At 60.7% G+C, this 12,661-nt stretch carries 13 protein-coding genes; 4 read left to right on the top strand and 9 right to left on the bottom strand.

The window, feature by feature from the left end:
* Positions 1-16: 16 nt before the first annotated feature.
* From FB472_RS06625 to FB472_RS06610, 4 genes are read right to left on the bottom strand one after another with little or no spacing between them, the layout of a single operon-like run.
* The gene (locus FB472_RS06625) at positions 17-343 is read right to left on the bottom strand and encodes a (2Fe-2S)-binding protein (protein ID WP_215730398.1); all 327 of its coding nucleotides are present in this window, start codon (positions 341-343) and stop codon (positions 17-19) included.
* Positions 340-1,284, bottom strand: coding sequence for a dihydrodipicolinate synthase family protein (locus tag FB472_RS06620; protein ID WP_141990238.1), 945 nt, complete (start codon positions 1,282-1,284; stop codon positions 340-342). The genes FB472_RS06625 and FB472_RS06620 overlap by 4 nt, the downstream gene beginning before the upstream one ends.
* A 57-nt stretch (positions 1,285-1,341) precedes the next feature.
* A complete protein-coding gene (locus FB472_RS06615) occupies positions 1,342-4,020 on the bottom strand; it encodes an FAD-dependent oxidoreductase (RefSeq protein ID WP_170192037.1) in 2,679 nt (892 codons plus the stop codon).
* Between the two features lie 33 nt (positions 4,021-4,053).
* Entirely contained in the window at positions 4,054-5,019 is a 966-nt protein-coding gene (locus FB472_RS06610) for a VOC family protein (protein ID WP_141990236.1), read from the bottom strand.
* 311 nt (positions 5,020-5,330) lie between these two features.
* Here FB472_RS06610 and FB472_RS06605 point away from each other — a divergent pair, with 311 nt between their 5' ends.
* The 3 genes from FB472_RS06605 to FB472_RS06595 all read left to right on the top strand — a co-directional run bounded on the left by FB472_RS06605 (position 5,331) and on the right by FB472_RS06595 (position 8,015).
* Positions 5,331-6,113 (top strand): SDR family NAD(P)-dependent oxidoreductase, encoded by a 783-nt coding sequence (locus FB472_RS06605; RefSeq protein WP_170192036.1) that lies wholly within the window; start codon positions 5,331-5,333, stop codon positions 6,111-6,113.
* A 70-nt stretch (positions 6,114-6,183) separates the two neighbouring features.
* The gene (locus tag FB472_RS06600; protein ID WP_141990234.1) at positions 6,184-6,954 is read left to right on the top strand and encodes an SDR family NAD(P)-dependent oxidoreductase; all 771 of its coding nucleotides are present in this window, start codon (positions 6,184-6,186) and stop codon (positions 6,952-6,954) included.
* A 59-nt stretch (positions 6,955-7,013) separates the two neighbouring features.
* Complete coding sequence (locus FB472_RS06595; RefSeq protein ID WP_170192035.1) at positions 7,014-8,015, top strand: 3-hydroxyacyl-CoA dehydrogenase; 1,002 nt, start codon at positions 7,014-7,016, stop codon at positions 8,013-8,015.
* Between the two features lie 176 nt (positions 8,016-8,191).
* On the opposite strand, the gene FB472_RS06585 is transcribed toward FB472_RS06595, so the two are convergent.
* Together FB472_RS06585 and FB472_RS06580 are read right to left on the bottom strand one after the other, a co-directional pair.
* Positions 8,192-8,458 (bottom strand): RNA polymerase sigma factor, encoded by a 267-nt coding sequence (locus FB472_RS06585; protein ID WP_141990232.1) that lies wholly within the window; start codon positions 8,456-8,458, stop codon positions 8,192-8,194.
* Complete coding sequence (locus FB472_RS06580) at positions 8,446-9,018, bottom strand: hypothetical protein (RefSeq protein WP_141990231.1); 573 nt, start codon at positions 9,016-9,018, stop codon at positions 8,446-8,448. Before FB472_RS06580 ends, FB472_RS06585 begins: the two co-directional genes overlap by 13 nt.
* A gap of 133 nt (positions 9,019-9,151) precedes the next feature.
* Between FB472_RS06580 and FB472_RS14490 the strand changes: the two genes are divergently transcribed.
* The gene (locus FB472_RS14490) at positions 9,152-10,396 is read left to right on the top strand and encodes a Fic family protein (RefSeq protein WP_281283228.1); all 1,245 of its coding nucleotides are present in this window, start codon (positions 9,152-9,154) and stop codon (positions 10,394-10,396) included.
* A gap of 40 nt (positions 10,397-10,436) precedes the next feature.
* Here the strand turns inward: FB472_RS14490 and FB472_RS06570 are convergent, their stop codons facing one another.
* Genes FB472_RS06570 through FB472_RS06560 form a run of 3 tightly spaced genes read right to left on the bottom strand, consistent with a single transcriptional unit; the run spans position 10,437 to position 12,631 of the window.
* Complete coding sequence (locus FB472_RS06570; protein ID WP_141990230.1) at positions 10,437-10,799, bottom strand: hypothetical protein; 363 nt, start codon at positions 10,797-10,799, stop codon at positions 10,437-10,439.
* Between the two features lie 4 nt (positions 10,800-10,803).
* Complete coding sequence (locus tag FB472_RS06565; protein ID WP_141990229.1) at positions 10,804-11,196, bottom strand: cupin domain-containing protein; 393 nt, start codon at positions 11,194-11,196, stop codon at positions 10,804-10,806.
* A gap of 7 nt (positions 11,197-11,203) precedes the next feature.
* On the bottom strand, positions 11,204-12,631 hold the full coding sequence (locus FB472_RS06560; protein ID WP_141990228.1) for an NAD(P)/FAD-dependent oxidoreductase: 1,428 nt from the start codon (positions 12,629-12,631) through the stop codon (positions 11,204-11,206).
* Positions 12,632-12,661: the final 30 nt, after the last annotated feature.

Raw genomic sequence — 12,661 nt, 5'->3', positions numbered from 1 at the left:
AATCCTTTCGATGAGATTAGTGGGGCACTTCGTCGGGCTCGTCCGATGCCAGTGCGGCACCGCGCTGTCGTTCCACAGTGAGACCCTCCCGAACCCAGGTGACGCAGGTGCGAGTGTTGGGTACGCCATCGACGGTCATGACGCAGTCAAAACAGATTCCCATGCCGCAGAAGTAGCCCCGTGGTTCACCGGACGCTTGTTCGCGTAACTCATTTTCACCGCACGCCATGATCGCGGCGGCGACGCTCTCGCCCTCGAATGCGTCCTGTGGTGCACCGTCCACGACGATGCGCACTGGTGCTCCACGTTCCATGCCGTGTCCGGTGGTGCGGCCCGAACTCACGCTTGCCCCGATGTGGCTGTCAGTAAACCTTCGTCAACGAGCACTGCACGGAGGCTAGCCAGAGCATCGGGGTCACTCACCGGGAGCCGAGGCCGACGAACGTGCCCTGCTGGCTGGCCGAGCATGTGCATCAGCGCTTTCAGCTGAGACTGGTAGCCGCCGTAGATGCCTGCCCAACCCCCGGGCAGCCAGAGCTTGGGAAAGAGCCGGTCTTGAACTTCGGCGTAGCGCTCCATCGGCTCGAAGTCGCCAGCCCAGTAGTTCTCCCAGAACGTGGGATCGGGTGTTCCAAAGAGCGAGCCGCCCCCTACCGTGCCGTCGCCACCCTCTGTGCGAAGCACCTCGACACCTCGTGATGACATGTAGGGGCCGAATACGCGCACTCGGTCACGCGCGCGACGCGAGGTTTCAAAGAACTGATCCACATTTGGAGTGCTGTCTTTGATCGCAACAATCGAATCGATATCCGCCAGACGGTCTGCAAGATCTGAGTTGATGTCCACGCCGGTTCCGTGTGGCCAGTTGTAAACGACTGTCGGCCCCTTGACGGCAGCACTGACGTCTTCGTACCACGCCACTACCTCGTTGGGAAAGAGCTTGATGTACGGAGGGGGTGATACCAGAACTCCGCTGGCGCCGGCGTCAAGGGCGTGACGGGCCAAATCCTGAACATTCTCTGCCGTGTTGGAGGTGCAGCCCACGAGCACCGGCATTCTCCCGCTCGCTGCGGCGACTGCGGTTTCGGCTACAGACTTTCGTTCGTCCACACTCTGCGAGAACCATTCTCCGCACGTGCCATTGACCACGGCACCGTGCATCCCGCGTTCCGCATACTGCTCGATCAATGCGTGCAGCGTTTCGGTGTCAAGCGTGCCCGACTCAGTGAACGGGGTCACTACGGCGGGGAGATATCCCGCCCAATCGACGTCATCGCGATTCATTTAACACTCCTCATATCTGGTGGAGAAAACTGTGGGGTTGGTTCACGCCGAAAGCCCTCATGCCATCCGGTCGAGCGAGAAGCGCTCGGGGAACGGAGACGACCCCTTGTGGCGATCCAGGATTTGTTCAGACAGCTGGTACGCAAAAATTGGCGAGAAGGTAAACCCGGTGGTCGCCACGCAGGCGTAGTAACCGGGCACGATCGCTGACTCGCCCACGATCGGTGACTTGTCGTCGGTGAAAGCAATTACGCCCGACCAGGTACGGATGACTCGCACGCCGTCAAGGGACGGAATGACATCGCGCGCGACGTTGAGGTTGCCTGAGGCACTCTGCCACTTGGTGGGATAGCGAGTCGGGAATGCGGATGCGCCCGTCGGCCAGCCGCCACCAACGATGAATCCGCCTTGTGAGGTCTGCTTCAGGGTGAGCCTGCGGCCGATGTGTTGCACCATTGAGGGAAGCAGCTTTGGCCGCGCCTCGGTGACGTTGACATGGAGCCCTTCGCGTCGGATTGGAAAGTTCAAGCCCACCATTTCGGCGAGTTCCCCGGCCCAGGCTGCCGCACAATTGACCACGCGGCGGGCGTAGTAGGTTCCCTGTGTTGTTCTCACGGTGAAGCGTCTAGATTCGGAGGCGTCATTCACTTCAATGCTGAGCACCTCGGTGTGGGTCCTGATCGTGCCGCCAGCTTCTGCCGCCCGTTGCGCGTAGAGTGGCGCCGTGGTGAGCGGGTTGGCGTGTCCCTCGAGCCCACAGTAGGTTGCCCCCAACACGCGATCTGAGAAGTAGGGGGCTCGATTCTTGAGTTTGGAGCCGGTGAGTACCTCGGTCTCAATCCCCGCTTCTGTTTCTAGAAGATGCTTGTCGCGGAGGATCTGCAATTGTTCCGCGGTCTCGGCGACCATCCAACCGCCGGTTTGGTGCAGACCGACGTCGGCACCGAGTTCTTCGCTCAGGCCCTTCCACAGTTCGTAGGCCCGGACGCTGTCTCGTGCGTCACCCAGCAAACGATCTCTGTCTGCCGTGGTTCCTTTTCCTGAGAGTTGATGGATGGCGAGTTGGAAGTGGAAGCTTCCGGCGTTGGTGCCGGAGGCTTCTCGATTGAGTTCGCCGCGCTCGAGGAGCGTCACATCGACGCCCTCTTTGGCGAGGTAGTAGGCGACGGCAGTACCGGCGATTCCCCCGCCGATGACCAGCACATCGGTTTCCTGGCTGATGCCCGGCGTGGTTTCGGTCAGATTCGCCGGCATCGGGTCAGTTCGTGGAGGTTCTGTGGGCCTGATTGCGGTGGTGTCAAAGAGGCCGGGGTCCGAGACGTTGGGGTTCGCGATCGCCCCGATCGGCGTTGGGCGAATGGGCATTCGCGGCGTGGCCGGCTCAACCTCCGAGAGGGGCACTCCCCGGTTGCGCGCAATCATTGATGCAATGTGGCGGCCGCACATCCGTCCTTGGCAGGGTCCCATTCCTGCACGGGTCAGGCCCTTGACCGCGCTGACGTCGGGAGCTTGGTCGATGGCCTGCTGCACTGCAGCCAGTGTTGTTCCTTCGCAACGGCACACCGTGGTGTCGGGTGTTGCGAGTTCAAAAATTCCTTCACCAACCCGGTACATACGCTCGGCCGCGGAGGTCAGGACACGTCGACGCCCAACCTTTTTCAGAAGCCGAGATGCGCGATTCTGTGCTTCGCGTTGGGTGAGTACGTTTGCGTCCCGGGCTACAGCGACGGCAGCAAGCCGCCCTTCATCCGCAGCGACTGCGGACCCTTCGACCCCGGCACCGTCACCAACCGCGTAGATTCCGACGACGTCGGTGCGACACCAATCGTCTCGTCGTACGACGGGCCCACCAAGGTCTTCGTCGCTATCGAATTCACAGCCAACGAGGCTGAGCAGTTCGGTTGACGGTGCAAACCCGTACCCGATGCACAGCACGTCGGCGTCAATTGTCTCTTCTGTGCCGGGAATAACCCGCCAGTCGCGATCGACCGCCGCGTGAACGACTCGTTCTACTCGTCGGGCACCTTCTGCCCGCACGACGATACGACCGTATTTGAGAGGGATCTTGTGTGCCAGGAGAGAAGCTCGATACTTGGCTGCTTCAACAAGCAACCCGATGTTGCCCGGTGCCGCGAGACCAACTTTTGCAATGTCGCCAATGCCAGGCGTCGGCCCGGACTCAAGCGCGGTCACAATGTTTGCACCGTAGCTGGCGAGTTGGGCAGGGAAGGCTAGGGCTACGGGGCCAGAACCCGCGAACACGATCCGCTTGCCCGGGATTACTGCCTGCGTCTTGGCGAGAGTTTGTAGACCGCCGGCAGTAATGACGCCCGGCAGAGTCCAACCCGGAAAAACTACGGGTCGATCATTCGCCCCTGCTGCGATGACAACCCGCACCGCCTGGATCGGCTCGACGTTGTGTCCCTCCCGTTGCACCATGGCAGTCCAGCCGTGCGGTGCCGGTTCGAGGTCTACTACGCTCGCGCTCAATACGATTTCTGCCCCGCTCTGCTCGACTTCGTCGATCAAGCGGCGGCCGGCAAGATACTGTGCGCCCATTGCGCGAGGGTTAGTTACCCGCATCCCGGGGCCAGGTTGCTTATACACCTGGCCACCGAGAGTGGGTCGTTCGTCGATGAGCGCGGCTTTCAGGCCTGCGGCTGCCGCGGTCGATGCCGCAGCCATTCCGGCGGGGCCTCCCCCGACAATCAGAACATCGAAAACGCGTTCATCCACGGGCATCTGTTAATAGCCTCTCGGCGTCTCCACTCACGCACGGACCTCGGTGATGGAGACAAATAGCCCGGCGGGGTCTTGGAAGTAAGCGTAGCGCCAGACTTGACCATCAGCCATCGGGATCTCAACGGGGTCTCCCACGAGGGGGATATCCATCGACTTGAGATACGTCAGCGCCAGATCGAGGTTACGGGCGCCGATGGCAAACTCAAAGGTACCGAGATGACCCCATTCGCCGCGCATGTCCGCGCCGGGTGGATCCTGCTCTACGGGCTCAAGTGCCCCACCGTGTGGACTCGTCAGCAGCATCATTCGTTGCACGGGGGGTACGCGGCCCACCGATTCAAACCAGGGATTCATGGGCGTATTGATTCCGCTGGCGTCAAACAGCTTGCCGGTAAAGCCGAGTGTTCGGTAGAAGGCCTCTGTGCGCTCGATGTCGGTGACGCCGAAGGCGACGTGATTCACGCCCTGGGGGCCATCCGGATGGGGCCACCCTGATTCGAGGGTGGACCACTCGATGAGCTCGATCTTTGCCCCATCGGGGTCTTCGACGTATGACAGCCCGCAGTGCGTCTGGTAAGGCTCTAGGACCTGCTCGTCTGGCTCCATCAGGCTTGTGTGACCGGTGTCGACGAGGTGCTGGTAGAACTCGGCCTGACCCTTCACGTGAAGACATACCTCACAAATGCCGGGCTCTCCATAGGCGAAACCCTCGGGCAGCGGCCCCTGCTCACGATTTGTGATCTGGACTAGCTTGACGCCGGAGCGCCCTAAAACGGTTGGGTTTGTGCTGCGGAGGTATACGACGCGCGCCTCTGTCGTGTCCTTCCCGGTTACTTGCTGTAAACCGTCTAGCGCTCCGGTGTAGTCAAATACGATGTCTGAGAAACCCAGTTGGGCATAAAACTCCAGCGACGCTTCCAGGTCAGAGACCCCAACACCGATGTGATCGAGGCCCAGCAAAGTACCAAAACCGTACGTGGGGTTACTAGTCATCCGAATCCTCCGGTGGTCGAATACTGGCTGGGGGGCGCCGATAGGACCGGGGCAACCGATGCTAGGTTCAGGGTGACGGCGTGAACAACCTATTAGAAATGTTTGCACAACGAACCTTTGAACGCAATACGAACACAAAAGTTCGTATTGCGTTCAAAGGTTCGCACGTCGTACAGTTTCGTAGTGAGACATATGTTTCTACTTGCGACAAACGCACCCGATTCGCGGACGAATTGTCACCCACGTCTCGCGAGGGTCGTGCCGCGAACCGCAGCACCGCATTTATCCGCCGACGAAGCACTGTAGGAGAAATGGACGAAGCAGAAGAAGCGCGCGGATCGACTGCCGTTCCCGCGGCGCTTGGCCCACGCCGATTTCTTGTGACGGGTGGAGCACGCGGACTCGGGGCGGCAATCGTGAAGCGGCTTGCGGAAACCGGCGCCTCGGGCCTAATCCTCGACCGTGCGGTCGACCCTTCAGAATCGTACGCTTGGCCCACGGTCGCGGTGGATGTCACCAATGAGACAGCCCTTCGCGAGACCATTCAGGCTGATATTGAAAAAAACGGTCCCTTTAATGGCCTCGTTGCCGCCGCGGGAATTGTTCCGGAGTGGCATGATCCCGTCAACATAGACCTTGAAATGCTGAATCGAACGCTGGCGGTAAACCTCACCGGCTTCGTCGCGACAATGAAGTACGTAGTGCCAACCATGCCGCGCGGGTCAACCATTGTCGCGATCGGATCCCTTAATTCTTGGCGTGGTGACCCCAACCTGCTCGCCTACGCTGCGAGCAAACATGCGGTCCTTGGTGCGGTTCGTTCTGCAGCGCTATCGCTCGGCCCGCGGGGGATTAGGGTAAACGCCGTCGCTCCAGGACCCGTCGCAACGGAAGCACTCTTGAGCCGCATTGAGTCACGAGGTGAGGTCACCGGCCTCAGCCAGGCGGAGGCCCTCCGGGCATCCGAAAAGCTCACCGCCTTAGGAGCACTGGCTACGCCAGATGACATCTCCAACGCAGTGATCTTCCTGTCGGGCTCCCAGTCTGCGGCTATCACCGGGCAGCTTCTCGCAATCGATGGGGGCCTGTTGTAGATGAACGAACTCAACCTTCCCCGAATCAACTGTCTAATGAGGCGAATCAACTGTCTAGTGAGGAACGACTGTGACTAATGGCCTGAGCCTTGACGACCGAACTGCACTCATCACCGGTGTCTCCGGGGCGATTGGTTCCCGCATAGCGGCAACCTTCGTCGATCGCGGAGCGCGCGTCGCGGGAACGTTTCGGAGCCGCGAGGCGGAAGCGGCAGACGCCCTCGTTTCTGCCAAGACCGGCCGAGCTGCTCTGCTTCACGCCGATATCAACTCCCCAGACTCTGCCCGCGAACTGTGGCAGCGCGCAGAAGCCTGGCACGCGATAGACACGTTGGTGGTGAACGCTGCTGTGATGGCACCCACTTCGCTCACCGACGACGACAATGACGCCTGGGATGCCGGCTGGGAACGCTCCTTCCAGGTCAACGTTTTGGGTGCCGCGACCCTGATGCGAGAGGCCGCGCGTTCGTTCTCTGAAAGGGGGTACGGCACCATCATTGCAATCTCCAGTTGGGCTGCTGAGCAGGGCTCCCGCTTTCCTGAGACAAACGCTTACGCGGCCTCAAAGGCTGCGCTCCGCAACTTTTCTCAAACGCTCGCACGCTCTTACGTACGTCAGGGGGTGCGCGTCTACGTCATAGCACCGGGTGTCGTCGGCGCAGGGATGGGCACCTCAGGCCAACACCCCACCGAAATCCAAGCCACTGCAGACGGGCTCGCGAGGGGGCGGCATGTCGACCCCCAGGAAGTCGCTGAGCTCTCAGCATTCCTAGCGACCGATCGATGCCCGAGCTTGACAGGGTCGACCATCGACCTCAACGGTGCGTCATACATCCGCTAACAATCTTTGCTGCATCCCTGCCGCGCGACCCCCCCCCTTCTGAGATAGGCCACACACAGATGAAAACCGAGACAACTCCCGAAGAAGCACGAGCAGATCTTCCGATCCATTCTGTCGCGGTGATCGGGGCCGGCAGTATCGGAATTGCTTGGTCAATTGTCTTTGCGTGTGCGGGGATCAACGTACGAATATGTGAACTTGATGACACGCGACGTGACTCGGCACTGGCTTCGGCCGAATCACTTCTGAGCGAAATGGAGGGTGCAGGACTGCTTTCTCAGGCCACCGCAGGAATCCTCGAGCGAATGAGCGTGTGGGAAGAGCTCTCTGACGCCGTTTCTGGCGTCGGCTACGTGCAGGAGTGCGTTGTCGAGGATGTTGACGTGAAGCGCGAGCTTTTTCGCCAGCTCGATCAGTTGACGCCACACGATGTTGTGCTGGCCAGTTCGACCTCCACGATTCCTTCCTCGAAGTTCGCCAGCGACCTGCCGGGTCGGGCTCGCTGTCTCGTTGTCCACCCGGCGAATCCCCCCTACTTCTTGAGGGTCGCCGAGGTTGTTCCTGCCGAATTCACTTCCCCAACGGCGGTCGCCACCACGGTGTCAATTCTCAAGCGCGCACAGATCTTCTCTGTTCACCTAAACAGCGAGATCGAAGGCTTCGCCCTCAACCGTCTTCAGGGGGCGCTTCTCCGAGAGGCCTACTGTCTCGTACAGGATGGCGTGATCTCTGCTGTCGACGTTGACACTCTCGTGCGAGAAGGACTCGGCCGCCGCTGGTCAGTCATCGGACCCTTCACTACCAGTGAGCTCAATACGCGCGGGGGGCTCCGCCAGCACTCCGAAGTTCTGGGACCCGTCTATGCGCGCCTGGGTCTCGAGCGTGGGCACGAAAACCCCTGGACCCCCGACACCATCAACACGGTGGCGAAGGCCATCGAGCAAAATCTTCCCTTCGCCAGCTGGGAAGAGAACGTGCGGCAACGCGACCACGCGATGATCCAAATCGCGTCTCGACTCAAGGGGTTTGATAATCCTCTTGTGCAGTGCGAATCCGAATAACCTGAGCATTGCCCCAAAGCGGAGCACGAGGTATCCGCCGTGATTATTGAACTTAGTGGAGCCGTTAACAGGGGAGATGCTGGTGGCGGCCGAACCTCGGCGCTGCGCGAACCTTGAACTGCGCGTCGTTCTCATTCTCGCCCTCTGCGGTGGCGAGCGTGTCTGCGCGAATAAGCTCATCGCGAAGAGTCTCCAGAAGTTTGCTTCGACGGCGACCAGCTCGGCGATGATTGAACAGAGTGTTGCGCGACTCCATAGAGCCACCGCTTAGCCTCGTCGTCGTGAGCGGGCATTGTGCGTCGTCGGCGCCACGCGACAAGAGCCGTCTCCGAGAAGAGGTCCGCAGCATCCTCGATGCTCTCGACGCGATAGGTGAAATAGGCGAAGAGGGCTGACTGATGCCGCCGGATCGCATCCCGAGCGTGAGCGTCTACGACGTGCACTCGTCGATTCCCCTCAAGGAGAGGCCCTGCAACGGGGTGCCTCGAGACTCAAACTCGGCCTGTGTCGCCGCGATCACCTGCGACTTCATTGACCTCGAGAGCATCTCGGCGGTTTGCTTGGCCAGTACATTTTCGTCGTCCATGAACGCGGTGTTGGGGCGGATGCTCGACCAGTCCTGTGTCTGGACAAACAATTGTGCTTCGTCAAAGAGCTTCTGGTCAAAGCCACGCGCGCCTTGGACGGGTTCGAGAGTAAACCCTCCGCTACAGGAAAACTCTTGATCATGAGTGGTCACGACGATGTTCCATGAGTAGTCATAGCCTTCCCCGGTCTCGAACAGCGATGGCGGAAGGACCGGAAACAGGAGCCCGGCAGCAGCCGCGGCCGCGGTGCCTGCACCGAGTAGAAGTGCTGAGATTCCGGCTATGAAGATCGGTCGTCGATAGTGCGGCGATCGGGTGGACGCCTCAACCACGTCACTGAGCGCCGCACCAAGGGCGGGGTTTGACTTGACCCTTCGTGGGCTGCTCGCATCGAGTAGTTCCTTCGTTCTATCCATCACAGTCTCCGATTCGTAAAGATGCTCCTATTCAGTACATGTCCGGCTAGCGGGGACATGTCCAACTCGCAAACATATCGCTCTGATCAAATGTACCAACACTTATACGTATAGGTGTTGGTATCATTCGACTGTGGCCACAGATCATGAGAGCGCGCAACCCGGTGTCATCTCCGTGCCGCCGGTGGGTTACGACGTTCACGAGTGGGTTCCGAGATTTCCCGAAATGTACTCGCGCTCCGAAGTCGAACGACAGACCGGTGCCTACCAATCGACGGTGACGACTGCTATCGCAACGTGGTCCCCACGGCTGGACAGCGAGACGATCGCGAACATTGAGGAAGCCGCACTCGCTCTTCGGGAGTTTGACCTGCACTCCCTCACCCTGTTTGGCGCGTCAGACCCTGCGCTTGCACCGATGTCGGCAATTCTGCTGCGCACCGAGTCAGCATCTAGTAGCCAGATCGAGCACCTCACGAGCTCTGCTAAGCAGCTCGCGCTCGCCGAGCTTGACGAAGGGCAGAAGCAGAACGCGCTGACCGTAGTTGGCAACGTTCGGGCGATGGAAGCAGCCTTGCGGCTCTCCGACAAGTTGGACGAGGCGAGCGTCCTAGCTATGCACTACGAACTTCTCAGTCGTCAAGAAGGGCTTGAGCATGAAGCGGGCAGATACCGCGAGGAACTCGTGTGGATCGGCAATAGAGACAACGCGGGGCCTCGGACGGCATCGTTTATTGCCCCCCAGCACGGCCTCGTGCCCAGCGCGATCAGCGACGTGGTTGCCTTCGCGCGCCGAACCGATGTACCAGTACTCGTGCAGGTGGCGGTGGCACACGCACAGTTCGAAACCATCCACCCCTTCGTGGACGGCAACGGCCGCACCGGACGAGCGATTGCGCACGCAATGCTGCGCAACAAGGGCCTCGCCACCCACACCACCGTGCCCCTCTCCGCCGGTCTGCTTGTTGATACCGAGTCATACTTCGAAGCGCTGACACACTACCGATCGGGGGATGCGGGCCCCATCGTCCGTCGGTTCGCCAATGCGGCACGATACGCAGCAGTGACCGGGCGGGAACTCGTAGACAACCTCGCCGATCAACTGCAGCAATCCAAGGACGCCCTCGCCGGCATCCGCTCTGACTCCGCAGCCTGGAAAGTTCTGCCGCGCCTCATCGGGCAGCCAGTCGTCAACACCCGCTACCTTGTTCGCGCCCTTGGTATGAGCGATATGACCGTCATGCGCTCACTGGATGTGCTTGCCGACCGCAGAATACTCACCGAGCGCACCGGCTTCTCTCGTAACAGGGTCTGGGAACACCGCGGGATCTTGAATGTGCTCGATGCTTATGCCGCGCGCATTCGGCGCACACCCTGACCGATTCGTTTCATAGTCACTGGCTACCAAGCCGAAGCAGCTACGGTTTCTCGTCAACGATCCCCACGAAGCGACTACCGATTCCGTCCACCTCAGAGCGGTACATTCCATCAGCGGCGGGCGGCAGCTCATCGGCCGCATGCCAATCGCACGTGAGATAAGTGAAGGCAGGCCACCACTTTTTCGGCCGTGCTGCCTCGGTAAAACCACAGACCGTGCAGGTGAGCTGAGCCCAAACCGGGCGCTTGCCCGTGCGATTGGCGCGCGACTGCACCAGCCACGCTGGCGGGTTGGTCTCAATCTCTGCAAACTCGGCCTCAGACATCCGATTCGGGATGTCGTGCCGGCGGGCCATCTCCAGCGGGATATCTAGGCGAAGCGCAGCTTCCCGTCTCGTGATCATGGTTCTAGGTTACGTAAATCTTGCGCAACGTCTCGGTCACCGTCCACGTGGTGGTCATGCCAGCGGTGAGCCGCACAACATCGCCCGGCCCCACAGCGATCGTTCGGTCATCCTCAGCGAAGTGGATGCTGGCACGCCCGCTCACCACAACAAACACTTCATCCTCTTCTGTGTCGGTTGCGCAGCCCACGCTCATCTCCCAGACACCGATCTCGGTGTCGCCGAGGGTGTCGAGCACCGTGTATCCCACGGTCGGGAGTCCCTCCACCACGCTCTCGGCGTCGAGCGCTTCGTGGGTGATGGGCACTGCGCTCGCGGCGACGGGTTCCCCTGAGCGCAGCAGCGCTTCAGGCGTGGGTTCGGGGGCAGCGGCTAGACCGGCGTCGTTAGTGGCCATGACCGTCCTAGGAGTCGAAGCCGAGGCCGACGGCATCCAGAGTTTTCAGGATCACGTTGCGGCGGCCCCGGTTGTGGTCGGCTTGGTTGAGTGACCACCGGGTGGCTTGAATGCCGAGGGAGGCGATCGGTTCGGGCGGGAATGGCAGTGGCATTTTTTTGACCATCTGCAGCTCGGTGCGTTCGGTGGTGAGCCCGGATAGTTTGTCGAGCAAGACTTGGGCGGCGAAGCGGGTGGCGCCAACGCCGAGCCCGGTGAAGCCTGCCGCGTAGGCGACGCGACCGTTGCGGGCGCTGGCGAAGAAGGCGCTGAACTGGGTTGAGGTGTCGATGGAGCCGGCCCAGCGGTGGCTGAACTTGAGCCCTTCAAGCTGCGGGAAGGTGGTGAAGAAGTGGCTCGCGAGGCGTTCGAAGCTTTCGGGCCGGTTCTCGTATTCCTCACGAACTTTGCGACCGTAGTGGTACACGGCGTCATATCCTCCAAAGAGAATACGGTTGTCGGCGCTCATGCGGTAGTAGTGAAACTGGTTGGCCATATCGGCCAAACCTTGACGGTTTGACCAGCCAATGGAGGCGAGTTGGGCGGGGCTCAAGGGTTCCGTCATGAGCACATAGTCATAGACGGGAACCGTGTGCAGGCGGGTGCGCTTCAGCAGTGACGGGAACGCGTTGGTTGCGAGCGCAACCCTGGTGGCACGAACCGTACCGTGGCGGCTGTGCACGATCGCGGCATCCGTGGGCCCACCGGATGTTTCGACCTCACGCACCGGTGATTTCTCAAAGATCTCGACCCCGAGTTCGGTCGCTACTCGCGCCAGTTCGTGCACCAGCTTGGAGGGGTGGATGATTGCGTTGATGCGCTTATTCCAGATGGCGGCGAGGTAGGTGGGGGAGTTCACTTCGGCGCGAACCGCAGCTTCGTCAAGAAAGACGGTGTCGTTGTCGGTTTCGGTTTCGGTGAGCCATTCGATTTCGTGCGGTTCGATGGCAACGTCGAGCGAGCCGGTGCGTTCGAAGTCGCAGTTCAGGCCGAGGGAGGCGACGGAGGCCTCAATTTCGTCGAGGTTCTGCATGCCGAGACGGTCGAGTTGGGCGTACTCGTCGGGCCACCGACTCTTTCCGTTTGCTTCGCCGTGGGTGATGCTGGCTTCGCAGAACCCTCCGTTGCGTCCGGAGGCTGCCCAGCCCAGTTCGCGCGCCTCGAGCAGCACGACTTTGGTGTCGGGGTTGCGTTGCTTCGCGAGCACTGCGGTCCAGAGGCCCAGGTAGCCGCCGCCCACGATGGCGAGGTCGGCGGTAATGTCGCCGCGCAGTACCGGAAACGTGGGCACGCCGGTGACGTCGTCGATCCAGAAGGATTTCTGAACGGACCCCTCAAGGGAGTGGCTGATGACGGATGCTGCCGGTGCGTTTCTTTCGAAAACTACTTTGCCCATGGGGCACTTTCCTCTCTCGCGCTGGGTGCG

Source organism: Rhodoglobus vestalii, from assembly GCF_006788895.1.
Taxonomy (GTDB): Bacteria; Actinomycetota; Actinomycetes; order Actinomycetales; family Microbacteriaceae; genus Rhodoglobus; species Rhodoglobus vestalii.
Note: the sequence above shows the minus strand (reverse complement) of the source record. Positions and strands in the feature narration are given on the sequence as shown.

Excerpts from the sequence above, each read along its gene's own strand:
- FB472_RS06610 (WP_141990236.1), bottom strand. The coding sequence starts at position 5,019 with ATGACTAGTAACCCCACGTACGGTTTTGGTACTTTGCTGGGCCTCGAT.
- FB472_RS06580 (WP_141990231.1), bottom strand. The coding sequence starts at position 9,018 with ATGGATAGAACGAAGGAACTACTCGATGCGAGCAGCCCACGAAGGGTC.
- FB472_RS06565 (WP_141990229.1), bottom strand. The coding sequence starts at position 11,196 with ATGGCCACTAACGACGCCGGTCTAGCCGCTGCCCCCGAACCCACGCCT.
- FB472_RS06595 (WP_170192035.1), top strand. The coding sequence starts at position 7,014 with ATGAAAACCGAGACAACTCCCGAAGAAGCACGAGCAGATCTTCCGATC.
- FB472_RS06620 (WP_141990238.1), bottom strand. The coding sequence starts at position 1,284 with ATGAATCGCGATGACGTCGATTGGGCGGGATATCTCCCCGCCGTAGTG.
- FB472_RS06560 (WP_141990228.1), bottom strand. The coding sequence starts at position 12,631 with ATGGGCAAAGTAGTTTTCGAAAGAAACGCACCGGCAGCATCCGTCATC.
- FB472_RS06570 (WP_141990230.1), bottom strand. The coding sequence starts at position 10,799 with ATGATCACGAGACGGGAAGCTGCGCTTCGCCTAGATATCCCGCTGGAG.
- FB472_RS06605 (WP_170192036.1), top strand. The coding sequence starts at position 5,331 with ATGGACGAAGCAGAAGAAGCGCGCGGATCGACTGCCGTTCCCGCGGCG.